Below are 19,644 nucleotides of genomic sequence, written 5' to 3' on the forward strand. Positions count from 1 at the left end.
CATTATCTTTGTATTAAAAAATGAATATTTAATGAAAGACTTTAATCTAAAATCATATCATATTAGAGGAATGAATGCTGCTTCTGAAGAAGAAAAATTAGCCATTAATCAAGAACTCAAAGATTTATACGCTAGCCTTTCGGAAGAAGATAAAGTTGATTTTAATGAACAACTTCAAACGTTTATTATCAAAGAAATGGCCGCCATAAAATCGGTTTATGATGCTGCTCAAAGTGATGATTTGAACTAAAAAAAGCCCCATTGCACAAGCAATGGGGCTTTCTATTTGGAAAAAACGATTAAATCACTTCTAAAATTCTTTCCATAGAAACGGCATAACCAATTTTCTCTTTCAATTCGCTGATGTGTACACGTTCTTGTTCCATAGAGTCACGGTGACGAATCGTTACGGTTTCATCTTCCATTGTTTGGTAATCAACAGCAATACAAAATGGTGTACCAATTAAATCTTGGCGAGTATAACGTTTTCCAATGGCACCGCCTTCATCATAAACCGTACGGAATGAAGATTTCAAAGAGTTGGCAATTGCTTCAGCTTTTTCAGCTAAACCATCTTTCTTTACTAATGGTAATACTGCTGCTTTGATTGGAGCCAATGCAGGGTGTAATTTTAGATATACACGTTCTTTTTCATTTTCACCATCCCCAACAGTTTCTTTCGTAAACGCCTCACAGAAAGTAGCTAAGAATAGACGGTCAGCTCCAACCGAAGTTTCTACAACGTATGGAATATAATTACCATAAGGTTTACCATTTTCGTCTAAATCTGCATCAAAATATTGTTGTTTCTTTTTCGAAAGTTCTTGGTGATTGCGTAAGTCGAAATCAGTACGTGAGTGAATTCCCTCAATTTCACGGAAACCAAATGGGAATTCATACTCAATATCAACTGCCGCATTGGCATAGTGAGCCAATTTTTCGTGGTCATGGTATTTTAATCTCTCAGTTGGTAAACCAACCGCCTTGTGGAATTTCAAACGTGTTTCTTTCCATGCCTTATACCATTCCATTTCTGTTCCAGGGCGTACGAAAAATTGCATTTCCATTTGTTCGAATTCACGCATACGGAAAGTAAACTGACGAGCCACAATTTCATTACGGAAAGCCTTACCGATTTGAGCAATACCAAATGGCACTTTCATGCGACCAGTTTTTTGTACATTCAAGAAGTTTACAAAAATACCTTGTGCTGTTTCTGGGCGTAAGTAAATCAAGCTCGATTCTTCTGCCACCGAACCAACTTGCGTTGAGAACATCAAGTTAAATTGACGAACGTCTGTCCAGTTAGAAGTGCCAGAAATCGGACATTTAATTCCTTCCGAAATAATTAAATCACGTACTCCTGCTAAATCCTCAGCTCCAAGTAAACGACCCATTTCGGCTAAAAGAACTTTTGCTTTTTCAGTTTCGCCAGCTTTTTCAAGTTCCTCAGCTTTTCCTTCCAAAAGTTGGTCAGCACGATAACGCTTTTTACTGTCTTTGTTATCAATCATTGGGTCGTTGAAACCATCTACGTGCCCCGAAGCTTTCCAAGTAAGGGGGTGCATGAAGATTGCTGCATCAATACCAACGATATTATCGTGCAATTGAGTCATGGCTTTCCACCATGCTGCTTTCAAGTTATTTTTTAGTTCAACACCATTCTGACCGTAGTCATAAACGGCTTGAAGACCATCATAAATTTCAGATGAAGGAAAGACAAAGCCATATTCTTTGGCATGGCTGATGATATCTTGTAGACTATTTGCTACTGCTGGTTTACTCATTATAATTTATTTAACTATTAGAATCGAAAATATTTTCACAAAATTAACGAAAACCTTGCAAATACTTTGCCTATGAAGTAAATTTTGCCAACAAACAATTTTTGCTGCTGTAAATATGAAAAAACTTACGAATTTTATTCGTAGCCTCCTGAGCGTTTCGCCATCTGAGGCTAAAGGCGTAGTTATAATTTTCTCTGCTATTATTCTTCTCATTCTACTAATGTTTTTTTCGGAGAAATATTTTAGCAATTCTCAACAAAGTCTTATTATTTCTTCTCCCCAAATGCTTGATAGTATGACTGTTGTTTTAGATAGAAGGAAACCTCATTATCAGGATAATTTTAAGGGGAACACATATTACAAAAATGATTTCACAAAAAAATCATATAAAAGTTTCCCATTCGACCCCAATACTGTGAGTATAAGTCAGTTAGAAGAATTAGGTTTACCCAAATTCATTGCGGAACGGGTAGAAAAATATAGAAATAAGGGCGGAAAGTTTAGAAATAAAGAAGATTTTGCTAGAATTTATGGCCTTTTACCAGAAACTTATGAACGCCTAGAACCATACATAACGCTTCCTTCGGCTGAAAATGAATCATTACATACTCCACAAGCCGAGATAGCCGATTTGAATAAAAATTCAGAAAATTACATTGAAAATAAAGGTTTTGATGTAAGAACTACAGAAGTAAATCAAAAGTTTTCAAATAAACTTCCTACTCGTTTTGACCTAAATACAGCCGATACGACTATTTTGAAAAGTATAAAGGGAATAGGTTCGGGTTATGCCAAAAGAATAATCAAGTATAGAGAATTATTGGGTGGGTTTGTGAATCCAGAGCAAATTAGAGAGACGTATGGGCTTCCGCCTGAAACAGCCGATGAGATTTTGAAGTTTTCCTTTGTAAAGGGTGGGTTTCGGAAAATAAAAATTAATCAAGTTTCTTTATCAGAGTTTAGACACCCGTATTTAAAGTATTTTCAAGTTAAAGCAATTATTGCTTATCGAGACCAGCATGGAGTATTTAAAAGCAGCGAAGATTTGAAACAGATAAAAATTTTAGAACCCGAGGTAATTGAAAAAATATTGCCTTATATAGAATGGTAATATTATTCGTTTCAAATTTATTCGACAATATTTTTGAGGATTTATTTCACTATTATTTATGCAAATTCTTTTAGTTTTAACTGATAGATTCTTGTAAAAAACAAATTTGACTTCAGTCACACAATATATTCAGACTAAAATCAAATTTGTTAGTGTAAAAATATTCGTCAGTTTCATCTGACGAATTTGAATGAAATGGCAATGAATAAGGCTTCTTTCAAAATTCTGGATACCTCTATCTTTATAATTTTAGAATTTGAAATTATATGATAAAGAAGGAATTGGTGAGCCAAAAACCACTAATTTATAAGTACTAATGGCTGTTCCTGTACTTCGCACAAAGACAGAATAAGCGTTTTTCTTACCATAAACATTGAATAATGTGAAAGTAAAATGGCTTTTATATCGCTTGTTTTTCATACCGGGTTGATAGATATTCCAAGCAAAATCAAGGCGATGATAATCAGGTAAACGTGCATTATTTCTTACGCCATAATATGGGTAGCTACGTCCTTGATAAACCAGGAAACCTTCTGGTAAAGTATATGGTCGACCAGTACTGTAAGAGAAATTAAATGAAAAATCATGGTGCGAACCTTGATTGATGATTACTGAAGCGTTGAAGGAGTGCGGGCGATCATAATTGGCAGAATACCAATTTCCGAAATTAATTTGTTCTCCAAAACCACTTCCTTCATTTACTTTATTTTGCGAGCGAGAATACGTATAATTTATCCAACCTGTTGCTTCACCTTTTTTCTTCGAAAACATAACTTCAATACCATAAGAGCGATTTTTACCTTGTAAAAGTTGCGTTTCAGGATAACTCGATAAAAGAAAATCTGCCCCAGGTTTGTAATCAATGATATTGTTGGTTAGGCGATAATAGGCTTCAAGCGAAAGTTCATAAATGCTCCCTTTGAGATTATGGAATAAACCTCCCGAAAGCAAAGTACTTACTTGAGGTTTAATGTGTAAATCTGAGGTTTTCCAGCGTGAGGTCGGTAGGGGGGTAGTGGTATTTGTAGCCACTTGTACATACTGACGCATGAGATTATAGCCCATTTTGAGGGAAGTCCGCTCATTAAGCGAGTATTTTAAACCCATACGTGGTTCAAATCCACCGTAGGATTTCATCACTTTATTTTTGGCATAACTTACCATATCTCTCGCCGAAAAGTCGTCACGTGGCTGGCCTCCTTCATAGATTTGTACATTTCCTGGCCCTAGTGCAAGGAAATTAGAATATCTTAAACCAACTGAAAGTGTTGCTTTGGAAGAAAACGAAATCTCATCTTCTGCATGAATAGCCGATTCGAGAGAATGTTCTTTAGGGGTAACAATACTTAAAACACTTTTACTAGTTCCAGGTATTAATTGACCCGGGTCAATATCATAGCGGGTAGTGCTTACCCCAACTTCAACACGGTGTTTATCAGAAGAATAATTTAAGTTACTTTTAATTTGTTTATAAGTAATGCCTGATTGGATGGCAACTTTATTTTCAGAATTTAGCTCAGGAAGCAAGGTCTGCGGTAAATAATCGGCAGAAACAACTGTTGTCTGTAAATTATACTTATTATTGATGGCATAAAACCAACGAGCTGAAAAGCTTTTACTTCTATAATCATATTGAGTAGAAGTAGCATTGATTGCTCCAATGCCTCCTAAAAGTTTTGTTTGGAAAAAATCTTTGCTATAATATCCCGAAGCCGTAACGGTATTTCTACTATTTACTCTCCAAAAGATTTTAGTTACTAAATCAGCAAAATTGGCTTTGATATCTTTTAATTTTGGCGAAACTACCGGCAACATAAAATCATTAAATGCGGCACGCCCCGATACCATTACCCCCAATTTTTCTTTAATTACTGGCATATCGAGCGTAAGGCGGTTTGAAACAAAGCTGATACCTCCATTCATTTTGAATTTATCGAGCGAAGGTTGTTGAAGTGTTACATCCATTACTGATGCTGCTCTTCCTCCAAACCTTGCGGGCGTGCTTCCTTTATAAACTTCTACACTCGAAGCGGCTTCTGATGGAAAAGCTGTAAATAAGCCAAACATGTGGGTAGGATTAAAAATCGGAATATCATCAACCAATAAAAGGTTTTGGTCTGTTGTTCCGCCACGAATATTAACTCCATTAGATGCTTCACCCACACTCGTTACCCCTGGAAGCATTTGTAAGCCACGAAGAATATCCACCTCGCCAATGGCTGCTGGTAGTTTTCTGAGTGTTTTTACACTTAACTGACTAACGCCTAATAGTGGTCGTTGAATATTAGATTCTGCCCCTTTGCTTGATACAATTACTTCTTCAAGTTCATTTTCTATTAGTTTTAAAGCATATACTTTATTAACAATATCTCCTCGTAAATAAATTGTTTCACGGAAGGGGCGATAGCCAACAAACTTTACACTTATGGCATGCTCACCCGATGGAAGAACAATATCAAAATGGCCTTTATCATCGGTTAATGCTCCGAATTTCCCAAAGTCAATATTTATTGAGGCACGTGCAAGAGGCTTATTATCGAGCGTATCTCTTATATACCCACTAAATCTATAATTTACTTGAGCACTTGCCGCCCAACTGATGAGTATAAGAAATATAATATATATTTTTTTCATGTTTGGAAGTATCTTTAGGTAAGTGTTTTTAGTTTATCCAGCCATTGGGTTTGTTAGGAGTTCGATTAAGCCCTAAAATACAGGCAGCAAATGGAGGACGTGTTAGGTCATTGCCCATTGGTTCTGGAGTAAGCGGATGGTCAAGTAAACCAATTGGATTGATATTGAGGCCTTGTGCACTTTTTCTATCAATCCAGTATTTTACAGTACGCACACTTGTAACCATGAAAAAGCCCGCAATTGCTTCATTTGGATTTGATACATTCTTTACATTTCCAATCAGTGCTGCAGGGGGAGTATCTACTAAACTTCCATTATTTTGAACTTGATCGGCCAATAATTTAAAATAACGATAAGCCGCAGGTGAGATTGACTGTTGTTTTACTTCAATTAAAGCACCTGTATAATTATAGTAAGGTATTTTAGCAATAAGTTTATTCGTAATCGGTTGTCCATTTGAATAAATATCAGTAAAAACAAGCAAGTCTTTATTATTAAGTATATCCCAACAGTCTCCCGGGCACATGTAATCAAACATCTGTCCTGCATAATTTCTTTCCTCGCGGCATCTGGCTGGAGCGGGAGTAAGAAAATATCGGCCATTATAGCAGGTTGCACAAACATTTTGTCGTTCCCATAATTTCCAAGACCATAAATAATTATTTTTATCATTGGCAGGGTCTTGTGTATCCAAGTAAATATAATTGGCTGGTTGATAATAATTTTCACCTATTTCAATTCCCTGAACTTTAAATTCATCGTGCATACCAATTATTTCTGGTACTTTAGTTACTTGGTCTTGCTCAGATTCATACTTTGTTCCATCTTGTTTGGTAAATACTAATTTGTAATTAACACCTGTTTGTAGTTTAAAACTACTTGGAAGGGCATAAACACCCTGTCCTTTTTCAGTAAAAGCTATCTTCTGAGCACCTTCAACAATTAGTTCAGCAGTAGCTTTCAAAACTGGTTGAGAATAAGCCGAACCATTTGAGTTGACAGACTCTGTGATTGTAATTGTTTGTTCTTCAGCAGTATCAGTAATTGTTGCATCAACGGTGAGTATTCTTAAATCACTTTTGATATTCAAATTAAAAGGCTCAACACACGAACAGACCCATAGTCCTAGTGCTATGGACAGCAGCATAACTCTTTTTATTATCACGGTAGTAGAAAGGTAATTTAATAAATGTATATTTGACAAATATAAGGATTCTAAGGAAAGATAGAAATTAAAAAACAATGAATAAGTAAATATGAGATGAATCGAAAGAATGTGTAGCTTTAATGTTCATTTATAGTATATTATTTGGAATTAGTTTGGCCAAAATAAAGGCTTAATAGGTGTTCTATTCGATCCTAAAATACATTTTACAAGCGGTGGTCTACCAAATTCATTTGGTATTGGAGGTTCTGCACTGTAAGTATGATCACGTAATCCGATTGGTAAAATTTTTAATTTATTAGGAATATGTCTATCAATCCAATAAGATGTTTTCACAATACTAGTGACCATAAAAAGGCCTGCAACAGGCTCTTTTAAGTTATTTACATTCCTTATGTTTCCAATCAAGGCAGCGGGAGGAGTATCTACTAATGTTCCTGTATTTTGAGTTTGGTCGGCTAGTAATTTAAAATATTGATATGCCTCCTTTGAAATAGATTGTTGTTGAATTTCAATAAGTGTACCATTGGTAGTGTAATAAGGTATTTTGGCAATTAATCTATTACTGATTTCTTTTCCATTTGTTAGGGCATCGTTCATTACATTTAATTCAGTACTTTTAAATATCTCCCAACAATCACCATCACAATAATAATCGAAATACAATCCTTGGTATTCAGGTTGAATTCTACAGCCAGTATTAGGGTAATAACGACCACCTGCACAGGTTTCACAAATATCTTGTTTTTCCCATTGTTGCCAAGTCCAGAGATAATTATTTCCTAATGCTTCTGGGTCTTTTGTATCAAGATATATGAAGTTGCCCGGAAGATATTTTTGATTTCGTTCAATTCCTTCGGGCATAAATTCATCTTTTACGTTTAATATTTTGGGAACTTTTATTAATTTCTCTACAGTCGATTGGTAGGTGTTTCCATCTTCTTTTTTGAAGTATAATTGATATTTTGAACCTTCTTCTAATTTGAAATTTAGTGGTAAACTATATATACCAGCCTTGGTTTCAGTGAATTTAATTCGTTGTGTACTATTTACGATAAGTTCAACTTGCAAATTTTGAACAGGAGTATTAAAGGGTGTGCCTTTGGCATTGGCAGATTCCATAATTGATATTTGCTGCGTAGAAGCAATATCACTGAGGGTAGCATCAACAACTAAAATTTTTAAACCACTCGATATATTTACTTGAAATAACTCTACACAAGAAGTTATCCAAACAACAATTACAATCGTTGATGCAAGAAATTTTAGTTTCATGTAATAGCTCTTTATATAATATTTCTTAGAAATCTAACTGATAACTGAAAACTGGCACAAAGCCATTGCCTGACCTTCGGGGTTCTAGGATATTCTTAACACTATTATACTGAACACTAGTATAATTGATTTGATTAGTAGCATTTTGTACATCAAGAGAAACCACCGATGCCAATTTCTTTCGATTGGTTCGGTAAGACACACGCCCATCTATTCTGAAATAATTTGGAGCAAAAGCCGAATAGTCAGCACCTTTAAGTGGAACGTATTTTTTCTGTTTGGCTGATTCAGTAACATCAAGTGGTGTATAACGATACCCTCCATTGTAAATAGACCTTGCCCCAACTTGAAAAACAGAACCATTCTTAAACGTAAATTCACGCCCGAATGTGAAGGCAGTGCTGAAGCGGTCGTTGAATGCTGAATTATAAATGCTTCCATCGTAGGTTTGGTATTTGGCATCAAATATTGAACCTGTAAGAAGTAAGTAATATTTTTTTGAAAAGAATCTTTCAATAGAAACATCAATTCCCTTATTCTTGCCTTTCCCTTTACTAACAGCTGATGTTTCGGGGAAGCTATCTGAGTAATTAAGCATCCAGTAAGATGAACCCACTTTGGCTTCTACTGGAACTCGGTTAATCATTTGATAGTAAGCTTCTATTGAAAATTTCCAAAGTTTTGGAGCAATATAATTATAACTTAAAATAAAATGATTTGAGCGTGGAAATTGTAAATTAGCATTGGCCTTTGTAGTAATGATTTTTCCATCTAAACTATCTTTTCTTACATAAAAATAAGCACTCATTGGCAAAAATTGGCTATGCAAGCCATAAGCAAAACTAATATTGTGCGATTTTGGAGAACTATATTGAATAGAAAGACGTGGTTCTAAAGAGGAGGTGTTGTTTAGAAACAAGTGCATATAATGCAAACCTGCATTTAAACTTAAACCTTTGGCTAGATTCTGAACTACTTGAGCATAAACCTGACTTGTTTGGGTGTTTCCGCTTCCACTGACTGATGTTTGTCGGCCTACATTGAATTGATTGACATCAGATACGTTGTTTCTTGGAGCTGTTTCTTTGAAAAATACAAAGTCGATGAAGTTTAGAATTGCTCCACTTTTGAAGCGAGTTTTAGGGCTGATTTTGTAATTATAAGCTACTGAAGAAGCTAATCTTGACTCTTCATATTTTTGGGTTTCATAGCGGAAACGAGTATTTTGAAGGTTGAGTGTATCGCTCATTCGATTAATTGAACTTCCGATTGCTGCAACGACAAATTTTATTGATGATTTTTCGTTTAAGTTGATTGTATGTGTAACACCCAGTGCCCCCATATTTGCAGGACGAATTCTATCTTCCCAGTTATCAGATTTTCCTAAAACCCTTTTTTGAGGATCTTCTACAGGCATATAATGTTCTTCGCTGAGGCCTCCTAACCCAAAAATAGTGGTAGTTTTTTTCCCGTCTTTACTATGAAACGCTAAATTGAAAGATAAATCTTGAAAATTATTGGTTACTCGCTCTCCAACTAAATAAAAACCCATTTGACTCAAAAGACCTAAGGTAGAGTAGCGATAATTAACTAAATAAGAAGAACGCCCTTTTTGAATGGGGCCTTCAGTTGAAAAATCAAGTCCTAAAATACCAAATTTTGTGCGATATTCTCTTTTTTGCTGGTTTCCTTCTCTAAATCGTATATCAAATGCTCCTGAAAGGGCATTACCGTATTCGGCAGGCATTCCTCCAGTGAAAAAGTCTGACCTACTCATAAGCTGGGCAGAAAAAACAGTAATTCCGCCACCACCCGAACCCGGTTGGGCAAAGTGATTTGGATTTGGAATATCAATGCCTTCTAAACGCCAGAGAATTCCGAAAGGAGAATTACCACGAACGATAATCTTATTTTCATTCTCATCACGTCCAGCTTTTACACCAGGGTATGAAAGAGCCATTCGACCAGGGTCATTGACAGATGCAGGAATACGTTCGGTTTCTTCAGTTGTGAAAGACCTAGCACTCACATAAGCTAAATCGTTTACAGGACGACTGGTATTTTGAGAGGCTGTAATTTTAACTTCTTGTAATTCTCCAGTTGATTCTTTCAACTCGATATTGAGCGATACTTCTTTTACTGAATTCAAAATAAATTCTTCGCTTAAAAATGTTTCGTAGCCAATAGATGTGCATCTAACTGACTGGCGACCAATAGGTACTTGGGTGATGACAAATTTACCCGAAGCATCGCTTATGGCTCCTTGAGTACCGCCAATAATGGCAACAGATGCCCCAATTACTGGCTGACGAGTTACTCTGTCGATGACATTTCCTCGAATAGTTTGAGTTTTATTTTGAGCGTGAATTTTAAAGAAAGAACATAATAATAGCACTACAAATAGATGCAATAGAGACGATTTCATAATTTATAGGAAGGTTAAGTCGATAGTAATTCAAATGTATAAAAAACTTTTATTATTTCTTATGCTTAGATTTTTTTTGAATACTATTAACTAAATTTATCAAAAAAATAAACTTATTCAACATGAAGAAACACTTCCTAATATTCCTATTATCATGTTTAATCATTAATGTTAATGCTCAGAAATTTTACTTCCCCAAAGCTTATTACGCTGATAGTATTAGTCTCTCGAAAAATATACCGAATTTAGCCAAACAAGTGTTGAAATTTTATAAGGAAGCTGACCAGAGTGTCTATCAAGATAATGCTTTTCGCTTACGAATAGTAGCACAACAATATGATGAAGCATTAAAATCAATTGAAATTTATCGAAGTTTACAAAAGTCATCAGACGCCAAAAGTAATGGAGCAATAGGTGGGCAATTTGAGGTTTTTATTCGAACAAAAATCCGACAACAACAAACAAAAGAGTCTTTTGTGGTAGCATTCAAACCTACTTTTGCTGCTAAACAAAAAACGCTTAATGCAAATTCAAAGCTTATGTTTGAAGAATATTTTGAGATTAACTTAAATAATATCAAAAATACGCTTAAAAATTTACTTGAAAATATTTCCTCTGATAGTTTGAATTTGACAGTTGCTCGTCAAATTTGTAGGGCTTATAATTCTGCGAATGTGTATGCAAATATTTTACCAATTGGTAAACCTATTTTATTGGCTGAAGAGAAACGAGATTTTATCATTAATGATAGTATCAACATAAAAACTCGTGAGGGAATTCTTATCTCTGCGATTATTGTGCGTAATAAGAAAGCTATGCTCAAACAGCCAACAATATTAATTTTCAGTATTTATAATCAGAGTCAAGATAAAAATAGGGCAAAGTTGGCAGCCTTGAATGGATATGTGGGTGTAATAGCATATACACGAGGGAAGAAAACGAGTCCACATGAAATAGAGCCTTTCGAACATGATGCTCATGATGCTTATGAGATGATTGATTGGATTTCGAAGCAGCCTTGGAGTAATGGCCAAGTTGGTATGTATGGAGGAAGCTACTTGGGATTTGCTCAATGGGCAGCAACCAAGAAAATTCATCCAGCACTTAAAACGATTGTTCCGCAAGTATCAGTGGGAATTGGCGTAGATTATCCAATGGAAAATAATGTTTTTATGAGTTATATGCTACAATGGATTCATTATGTGCATAATTCCAAAGAAACGGACTTTGTAGATTTTGGCAATTTCGAACATTGGTATGCTACTTTTTACAAATATTATCGTGAAGGAAAAGCATTTCGCACGCTTGATACCCTTGAAGGGCGGCCGAATCAGATTTTTCAGCGTTGGCTCAAACACCCAAGTTATGATTCTTATTGGCAAAATATGCGTGCCAGTAAAGAAGATTTTGCTAAAATAAATATTCCGGTACTAACCATCACAGGTTTTTATGATGATGACCAATTGGGAGCAAGGCATTATTACGAACAGCATCAACAGTTTAATCCCAAAGCAAATCATTATTTTGTAATAGGCCCATATAATCATGGTGGTGCACAGGGGCATCCGAGTTCAGAACTACGTGGTTATACAATAGATTCAGTGGCAAATATTGATATAAGTGTATTAGTTTTTGATTGGTTTGATTTTATTTTAAAAGGAAAACCGCAGCCATCATTACTAAAAAATAAAATTAATTATCAAGTAATGGGGTCTAATAAGTGGAAACATGAGGCATCAATGGCAAAAATGAATAACGATACTCTTAATCTGTATTTGAGTGCTAAGACATCGGGTGAGGAGTTTTTACTTACTACCAATAAAGGTGCTTCAACAACGTTTATTCCACAAATTGTTGACTTCACCAATCGAGCTGATTCATTGCAAACTATTCCGGGCGAAGAAGAAATTTTGTCTGATTCATTAAATCCACCTAATTTGGCTAATTCTTTGGTATTTACGACGCAAGCATTTCAAAAATCATTCGATATTAATGGAGCTTTGGTCGGAAATTTATCATTGAGCATTAATAAAAAAGACATGGATGTTTTAATGAATCTCTACGAATATACTGCAGATAAAAAATACCACTGGTTGGGGCATTATCTTACAAGGGCAAGTTATACTAAAAATCGAAGTGAACGTCAATTACTAATACCAAATCAAAAAGAAAACATTCCGATTAATAATGCCTTTTTTACTTCAAAAAGAATAGGAACAGGAAGCAAATTGGTAATAGTTTTAGGCCCGCATAAAAGTCCACATTGGCAGGTGAATTACGGCACGGGCAAAGATGTAAGCGATGAAACCATGCAAGATGCACAAGTACCACTCGAAGTAAAATGGTTTACAGATAGTATCATTAAAATACCTATTTATAAATTTTAACCCTTTCTAAAAAAATCTTCATCATGAGAAAAATTGTAGTCTTACTTTTTACTTTTTGTTTTTTTAATGAAATCGTTGCCCAAAATAGTATCCCGAAGATTTTGCCAGAACGTGAGCGAGCTGCGGTGATTGATGAAATTTTGGAAGACCGAATGGCCAATCTTTTGCCCAAACTAATGAGAAAAGAAGGCATTGATATGTGGATAATTATATCGAGAGAATATAATGAAGACCCTGTTATGAAAACTATGCTTCCATCTGTTTGGCTTTCAGCAAGACGCCGAACAATCATGGTTTTCTTTGATAAAGGTGAAAAAGATGGCGTCGAACGCTTTGCAATTGCCAGATATGATGTTGGCAATCTACTAAAAGGCGAATGGGATTTGAATACAAATCCTGACCAATGGGATGCCTTGATGAAAACTATTAAAGAGAAAAATCCAAAGAAAATTGGACTCAATTTTTCAAAGTATTATGCTCACGCTGATGGATTAACCTACACTGAGCATAAAGAGTTCATGGAAAAACTCCCCGCTGAATTTCAAAATAAAGTTGTTTCAGCTTCTAATTTAGCTGTAAACTGGCTAGAAACTCGCACCGAGCGTGAAATGGCTATTTATCAACAAATCTGTAGAATCTCACACGAAATTATTCAAGAAGCTTTCTCTGATAAAGTTATTCAACCAGGTATTACTACCACCGATGATGTAGTTTGGTGGATGCGTCAGCGTGTAACAGATTTAGGTTTGGAAACTTGGTTTCACCCTACCGTTGATATTCAAAGATATGACCCTGAAAACTTCGACCACCTTCGTACTTTCTCAAAACGTCCACAGAAACAAATCATTATGCCAGGGGACTTGTTGCATTGCGACTTTGGCATTACCTATTTACGACTTAACACTGACCAACAACAGCATGCGTATGTATTGCGTGCAGGTGAAACTGAAGTGCCTTCTTTCTTAAAAAATGCATTCAAACAAGGGAATCAAGTGCAGGATTGTTTAACAGAAAACTTTAAAGCAGGCATGAGTGGTAATGATATTTTAGCAAAAGCACTTGAACAAAGTAAGAAAAAAGGCTTGAATGGAACAATCTACACCCATCCAATTGGTAATCATGGACATGCGGCTGGACCAACTATTGGTATGTGGGATAACCAAGGAAAAACAATCGGGGCGGGTGATTATCCTTTGAATTTGAGTACGGCTTATTCAATAGAGTTAAATGCAGCCGTAGAAATTGCAGAATGGAAGAAAACCATCAGAATTATGCTTGAAGAAGATGGTTTCTTTGATGAAAAGGGTTTTCGTTATATTGATGGACGCCAAACGGAAATCATTCAAATACCAAAGATTTTGAGTGGAGTAAAGTAACTTTGTGCTATTTCATTTGCTAAATTTCTATTCAAAATTATATATTGCTTCATATTTCCCACGAGATTACATTCTTTGGGAAATATGATTGCTACTTTTGCTCTACATATACCATAATTCTACACTAATAACTTAACATCCTACCTTTTTAAAACCAAGCTCTAAATATTTCCAGCAAAATCAATCATTAAATTGATAATATTTAACCTTAATTATTCAAAACTAATTATGAAAAAACTGTACAATTATTTCTGGTTACTTTTTATAATCGGATTCCTAAATAAGTTGAATGCACAAAGTGTGCTAATTGACCCTGCAAATACTACATCTATTTTAAATGCACAAAGCACAACAAAAGGCCTACTTCCACCTCGCCTGACAGAAGCACAACGAAATGCAATGACAGGCTTAACGGCTGGTACTGTTATACATTGTAGCGATTGTGCAGGTGGTGTTGGCCCATATAGCTATAATGGTTCTTCTTGGGTAGCTATGTTTTCTTCAAATTCAGTAAGTTACTCTGTTGGTCAAAGCAAGTTTGGTGGAGTTATATTTTTTGTAGATGATTCAGGTCAACATGGCTTAGTCGCAGCAACTACTGATCAAAGTGTAGGTACAACATGGTATAATGGAAATTATATTAATACTTTAGCTACTCGAACAGGAGTATTTGGTGGTGCAAACAATACTGAACGCATCATTACTGAGCAAGGTGCTGGAAATTATGCGGCAAGCATAGCTTCTCAAGGGAGTAATGGAGGTTTTGGCGATTGGTACTTACCTTCGAAAGATGAAATGGCAAAAATGTATCAGCAAATTGGTGTTATTCCGAGTATCACGGCTGGTGCAAATTACTGGAGTTCAACGGAAGAAAGTGTATCTAATCTTCAGTCAACTTCGACTAATGCCTATGTTACAGTATTGAGTACTGGAGTATCATCATTACAAAGTAAAAGTAGTAATGCTCGTGTGAGGGCTATTCGTAGATTTTAATTTAACCTTGAAGAAAATGAGAAAAATATTTACATTTATTTTTTTGATGGTATTAACTAATACTATTAGTTGGGCACAAGCAACCAGAACTTGGGTCTCTGGTGTAGGTGATGATGCCAATCCTTGTAGTCGTACGGCTCCTTGTAAGACTTTTGCTGGTGCTATTTCAAAAACCGCAGCGGGTGGTGAAATTTCTGTACTTGACCCAGGAGGTTATGGAGCAGTAACCATCACAAAATCAATAACTATCAATGGAGATGGTACTTTAGCTGGAATTATAAATTCAGGTACAAATGGAATTGTAGTTAATGCAGGTGCGACAGATATTATTGTAATTAGAAGTATTTCAATTAATGGTTTTACTACTGGATTAAATGGAATTAGGTATCTGGCTGGTGGACAGCTCCATGTAGAAAATTGTGCAATTAGTGGCTTTACTACTCGCGGCATAGATGCAAGTTTGGCAGCCAATGGAATATTAACCGTTGAAAATACAACTATTAATGGGCCATCAGTAAATGCAACAGGAATATATATCAATACCACGCTAGATACCATGCGTACAAGCTTAACAAATGTTAGAATAAATGGTGTGGGAGTCGGGGTTGATGCAGAAGCTACTTCAACTGTCAATTATGTTTCTATTTCAAACTCAAATGTTTCAAACAATTCTATTGGCATTAGAGCCAACAATAATGCACAAATCAATATTGAAAGCTCAAATGTTTCGAATAATGATATTGGAATTATTGCCAATAATGTGGCATCAATTGTGCGTCTTTCAAATGTAAATTTATTTAATAATTCTGTTTATGGCGTTGGTGTGAGCTTAGGTAAAGTTATTTCGTTTGGTAATAATAGTATCGCAGGAAATGCAGCTAATCAACCTTTGCTAAATATATCAAAGCAATAATTCAATAAATAACCCTATAAACTTAGCACGGTTTTGAAATTCGTGCTAAGTTTTTTGTTTTTTTTAAATTCAAATAGATTTTAAATGCCCGTAGAATTAGATAAATCAAAAATAAAAGCACTCATTTTTGATGTGGATGGTACCTTACGAGATACCGATGATGAAATGGTGAGAAGCCTTGAATTATTACTATTAAAATTTGAGTTTTTCTTTTCTTCAAAAAAAGCCCAAACTTCGGCTCGTTGGATTGTGATGAACATGGAAAATCCAGCACAAGTAATTTTACATTATGCTGATAAATGGGGTTGGGATACTTTAATTCATAAATTTGTTCAAGTTATTCGGTGGTTACTCAAACCACTTAAAAAATCAACGAACTTTCAAACTATTGAAGGAATAGAGGCAATGATTGCCGAATTATCAAAGCATTATCCACTGGCTGTTGCAAGTGCTGGCGAGGAAGCAACCGTTAGAAACTTTTTAAATCATGCGGGTATCGCACAATATTTTACCTGTGTAGCTACTGCTCTGACCTGTCCACATACTAAACCCTTTGCCGATCCCTTGGTTTGGGCTGCACTGCAAATGGGTGTGAAACCCGATGAGTGTTTGATGATTGGAGATACTACTGTTGATATTTTAGCAGGGAAAAATGCAAATACTCAAACAGTAGGAGTTTTATGTGGTTTTGGTGAGCGTGAAGAATTAACAAGCTTAAAACCTGAATTAATTCTAAATACTACTTCCGAATTAACTCAAATTTTATTGAATAACTGATTGGAGACCAATTAGTGTTTATTTTTCATAATGAATACATTATTAATTAAACTTTTTTTGATGCCTACCGTCATTGGTGGGGTGACGATTGCCAGTAGAAAATGGGGAAATTCGGTAGGGGGATTAATCGCCAGTTTGCCTTGGATTGCTGGACCAATTATGCTTTTCTTTACGCTCGAACAAGGTGTTGATTTTGCTGTAAGTAGTGTAAAAGGAATAATGATGGGGGTAATTGGCATTCTCGGATTTTGCTTTGCTTATATTTATTCTGCCATGCGACATAAATGGTATGTGAGTCTTTCTTTGGCCTATTTGAGTTTTGTTGGAGTTACGATTATACTTAAAAACTTTGAAGACTACATGGGCCTGAATGGTTGGTTTATCTTAGCAGATATTTTAAGTTTGGGAGGATTAGTTATTTTCCCTAAAGTAAAACCAGAAAAGGGTGAAAGTAAAAGATTGAAATTTGATATTTATTTGAGAATGATAATCATCACGGTTTTTGTGGCTTTAATTACATATTTAGCTAAAATTTTAGGCCCTACGTGGAGTGGAATTCTCACGCCTTTTCCAATTATTACCGCAATTTTAGCTGCATTTACGCATTATACACAAGGAGCATACGGAACATCGCTTATCTTAAGAGGAATGTTGACAGGATTTATTGGCTTCGCTGCTTTCTTGTTCTTACAGGCAAAATTATTGCCGAATTTTTCTATTGCTTTGGCTTTTTTAATAGGTTTTATTGTAAATATTATACTCAACCTATTAATGCGTGCTTTTGTCAAACGATTCTTGTAAGATAGATTATAATTGGCCGTTGTAAAATTTGAAAATCTGAATCAAATCAGTTTTATCTTTTACTGATAAATCATTTTGTTTAATGAAATTCTCAACTGCCGATTTCTTATCTTCCATTGGAGTTAAAACATCTTTTTTGTTTAAGCTGAGTTTTAAAACTTCTTTGTCTTGATTAAAAAACAACTGTCGCTCCTTGGTGATTTTCACATCTCTACTACCCGTATTAAACGCTTCAACATAGTCTGGTTTTTGAATATTTATTTTGGTATATTCCAATAATTTTACCTTGCCATCAACTAATAATTCAAAGAAACTAGGCTTAGTTTTATCATAATTATCTACAAATTCAAGCGTACTTAAATAGGTTTTTGGAAGTTGATTTTGTTTATAAGTAGTAAAACTTTTTACTAATGCTCCCGAAATAACTTTTACACCTTCTGGCGTGTTAAATTCTATATCGTTTCCCTGTAAATTTACCCTAATTTGAACGTCAGCGAGTGAATCAAGTTTCACAGTGCCTTTAGGAGTAGAAATGGTTTTTGAATAGAACCTTACAGTTGCTAAAGTCCAATCTTGGTCGAGGTAATATGACCCAAGTACTTCTGAAGTGCGTGTATCGAACCCATACAGCATAGTAGAGTTATGTTGCCCTATCTTAAGTCCACCCGCATTGAGGGCATCCTTCGTGTTTTGCATCATTGTGTTTTGTGCCCATGCCGCTGTACTCGACAAGGCCCAGAATAGGTAGATAAGCTTTTTCATAGGGTAAATAAATATCTTTTTAATGATTAGTTTATAGTTTTATCGGAATAAACCATGAAGTTAAACGCGGAAGAACTAAAAAACAAATCATGATTTTCTGCAAAAGAAGATTAATTCTTTTGCAGAAAAAAAACTCAAATAACTAAGTTTACAACTAAAAGTAAAGCTGTAAGTGTAATTAAAAGTGTTGTTTGTCTGAATTCGGTACGAAAATTTTGACCATCTTTTTTTAGACTTCTTAGTGAAAGTAATTCAAAAAATAAACAACCACCGCCTAAAACAGCTAATGCAATTGATTTGAAAGTAGGGGATGGCATTTGAGCTGGAGCAATAATCAATCCTAAAAATAAGATTATTATTGTCCATTTATAATTTTGATTTGTGAAAAATGTCATAGCATTATTGATTTTGGTTTGGTGTTTCGGCGTTATCTTCGCTAATATCGTTTTTAGGTTCTTCCGTCAATCTATATTGCTGGTCTTCCGCAACTATTTCTGCAACTTCTTGATTTAATTCCTCATTTAATGTCTCTTCTGCTTCCAAATTTTCACGTATAGCCTCAGCCGATTCCTCCTTCACTTCTTCAATTGGTTGATTGGTCGTGCTAGCATAGCTTTTAGCACTATGGTCGTGTTCAAAGAATTTTTGCTGGAAAACTAAAATGCTTACCACACCACAGAATATGCAAGCATCGGCAAAATTAAAGATAGGAGTTGTATTATAATCGCCACCAAGGAACGGAATCCAATCAGGATATTGGCCGTCAAGGCCATACGCATAAAACATATCAATTACTTGACCATGAAACCACGGCGTAGAAACACCTGCGGGTGCGTTATCGAGCCAAACGCCATAAAATGTACTATCAATTACGTTGCCAATCGCACCACCCAAAACGGCAGCGATTGACCAAAGGAGTCCTGCATGTGCATTGCGTTTGGTCAAATAAACCAAATACCAGCAAATGCCAACCATTGCCCCCAAACGAAAAGTGGTAAGAATTAATTTTCCGTATTCGCCACCTAATTCCATGCCAAATGCCATTCCTTTATTTTCTACATAATGGAGTTTGAATACATTTGGAATGATATCAATTTCACCATAATGATTGGGTAGTACATCATAATACATCCAAAGTTTAATGGCTTGGTCAACAAGGATTAAAATAAGCGTTAAAAATAAGTACTTATAAGGCGATTGTCCTTTAAAAGCAGTGTCCGACATGCGTAAAATTTCGT

16 protein-coding genes are annotated in these 19,644 nt (G+C 35.3%); 8 read left to right on the forward strand and 8 right to left on the reverse strand.

Annotation, left to right across the window (positions count from 1 at the left end):
- The first annotated feature begins 31 nt into the window (after positions 1 to 31).
- Positions 32 to 250 carry a hypothetical protein gene (locus tag EMTOL_RS14710; protein ID WP_015030100.1) on the forward strand — a complete coding sequence of 73 codons (219 nt, stop codon included), beginning with the start codon at positions 32 to 34 and terminating at the stop codon, positions 248 to 250.
- A 49-nt stretch (positions 251 to 299) separates the two neighbouring features.
- On the opposite strand, the gene EMTOL_RS14715 is transcribed toward EMTOL_RS14710, so the two are convergent.
- Positions 300 to 1,787, reverse strand: a complete 1,488-nt coding sequence (locus EMTOL_RS14715) for a glycine--tRNA ligase (RefSeq protein WP_015030101.1) — start codon at positions 1,785 to 1,787, stop codon at positions 300 to 302.
- A gap of 115 nt (positions 1,788 to 1,902) precedes the next feature.
- Here EMTOL_RS14715 and EMTOL_RS14720 point away from each other — a divergent pair, with 115 nt between their 5' ends.
- Positions 1,903 to 2,898, forward strand: a complete 996-nt coding sequence (locus tag EMTOL_RS14720) for a ComEA family DNA-binding protein (protein WP_015030102.1) — start codon at positions 1,903 to 1,905, stop codon at positions 2,896 to 2,898.
- Positions 2,899 to 3,147: 249 nt separating this feature from the next.
- On the opposite strand, the gene EMTOL_RS14725 is transcribed toward EMTOL_RS14720, so the two are convergent.
- The 4 genes from EMTOL_RS14725 to EMTOL_RS14740 all read right to left on the reverse strand — a co-directional run bounded on the left by EMTOL_RS14725 (position 3,148) and on the right by EMTOL_RS14740 (position 10,397).
- Positions 3,148 to 5,532: a TonB-dependent receptor gene (locus EMTOL_RS14725; protein ID WP_015030103.1), complete on the reverse strand. Its 2,385-nt coding sequence runs from the start codon at positions 5,530 to 5,532 to the stop codon at positions 3,148 to 3,150.
- 28 nt (positions 5,533 to 5,560) lie between these two features.
- Complete coding sequence (locus EMTOL_RS14730; protein WP_041693594.1) at positions 5,561 to 6,622, reverse strand: DUF4249 domain-containing protein; 1,062 nt, start codon at positions 6,620 to 6,622, stop codon at positions 5,561 to 5,563.
- A 225-nt stretch (positions 6,623 to 6,847) separates the two neighbouring features.
- Positions 6,848 to 7,972 carry a DUF4249 domain-containing protein gene (locus EMTOL_RS14735; RefSeq protein WP_015030105.1) on the reverse strand — a complete coding sequence of 375 codons (1,125 nt, stop codon included), beginning with the start codon at positions 7,970 to 7,972 and terminating at the stop codon, positions 6,848 to 6,850.
- Between the two features lie 25 nt (positions 7,973 to 7,997).
- Positions 7,998 to 10,397 carry a TonB-dependent receptor gene (locus EMTOL_RS14740; protein WP_015030106.1) on the reverse strand — a complete coding sequence of 800 codons (2,400 nt, stop codon included), beginning with the start codon at positions 10,395 to 10,397 and terminating at the stop codon, positions 7,998 to 8,000.
- A gap of 122 nt (positions 10,398 to 10,519) precedes the next feature.
- On the opposite strand from EMTOL_RS14740, the gene EMTOL_RS14745 reads away from it, so the two are divergent.
- The 6 genes from EMTOL_RS14745 to EMTOL_RS14770 all read left to right on the forward strand — a co-directional run bounded on the left by EMTOL_RS14745 (position 10,520) and on the right by EMTOL_RS14770 (position 17,644).
- On the forward strand, positions 10,520 to 12,784 hold the full coding sequence (locus tag EMTOL_RS14745; protein ID WP_015030107.1) for a CocE/NonD family hydrolase: 2,265 nt from the start codon (positions 10,520 to 10,522) through the stop codon (positions 12,782 to 12,784).
- A gap of 23 nt (positions 12,785 to 12,807) precedes the next feature.
- Complete coding sequence (locus tag EMTOL_RS14750) at positions 12,808 to 14,160, forward strand: M24 family metallopeptidase (RefSeq protein WP_015030108.1); 1,353 nt, start codon at positions 12,808 to 12,810, stop codon at positions 14,158 to 14,160.
- Between the two features lie 228 nt (positions 14,161 to 14,388).
- Positions 14,389 to 15,153 (forward strand): phage tail-like protein, encoded by a 765-nt coding sequence (locus EMTOL_RS14755; RefSeq protein ID WP_015030109.1) that lies wholly within the window; start codon positions 14,389 to 14,391, stop codon positions 15,151 to 15,153.
- Between the two features lie 16 nt (positions 15,154 to 15,169).
- Positions 15,170 to 16,066, forward strand: coding sequence for a hypothetical protein (locus EMTOL_RS14760; RefSeq protein ID WP_015030110.1), 897 nt, complete (start codon positions 15,170 to 15,172; stop codon positions 16,064 to 16,066).
- Positions 16,067 to 16,150: 84 nt separating this feature from the next.
- On the forward strand, positions 16,151 to 16,843 hold the full coding sequence (locus tag EMTOL_RS14765) for an HAD family hydrolase (protein WP_015030111.1): 693 nt from the start codon (positions 16,151 to 16,153) through the stop codon (positions 16,841 to 16,843).
- 30 nt (positions 16,844 to 16,873) lie between these two features.
- Positions 16,874 to 17,644 carry a hypothetical protein gene (locus tag EMTOL_RS14770; RefSeq protein WP_041693595.1) on the forward strand — a complete coding sequence of 257 codons (771 nt, stop codon included), beginning with the start codon at positions 16,874 to 16,876 and terminating at the stop codon, positions 17,642 to 17,644.
- Between the two features lie 6 nt (positions 17,645 to 17,650).
- Here the strand turns inward: EMTOL_RS14770 and EMTOL_RS14775 are convergent, their stop codons facing one another.
- The 3 genes from EMTOL_RS14775 to EMTOL_RS14785 form a co-directional block, all read right to left on the reverse strand.
- The gene (locus tag EMTOL_RS14775; RefSeq protein WP_015030113.1) at positions 17,651 to 18,406 is read right to left on the reverse strand and encodes a hypothetical protein; all 756 of its coding nucleotides are present in this window, start codon (positions 18,404 to 18,406) and stop codon (positions 17,651 to 17,653) included.
- A gap of 134 nt (positions 18,407 to 18,540) precedes the next feature.
- Positions 18,541 to 18,801: a hypothetical protein gene (locus EMTOL_RS14780; protein WP_015030114.1), complete on the reverse strand. Its 261-nt coding sequence runs from the start codon at positions 18,799 to 18,801 to the stop codon at positions 18,541 to 18,543.
- A gap of 4 nt (positions 18,802 to 18,805) precedes the next feature.
- A complete protein-coding gene (locus EMTOL_RS14785) occupies positions 18,806 to 19,630 on the reverse strand; it encodes a lipoprotein signal peptidase (RefSeq protein WP_015030115.1) in 825 nt (274 codons plus the stop codon).
- Between the last annotated feature and the right edge of the window lie 14 nt (positions 19,631 to 19,644).

It is taken from the genome of Emticicia oligotrophica DSM 17448, assembly GCF_000263195.1.
GTDB classification, from domain to species: Bacteria; Bacteroidota; Bacteroidia; order Cytophagales; family Spirosomataceae; genus Emticicia; species Emticicia oligotrophica.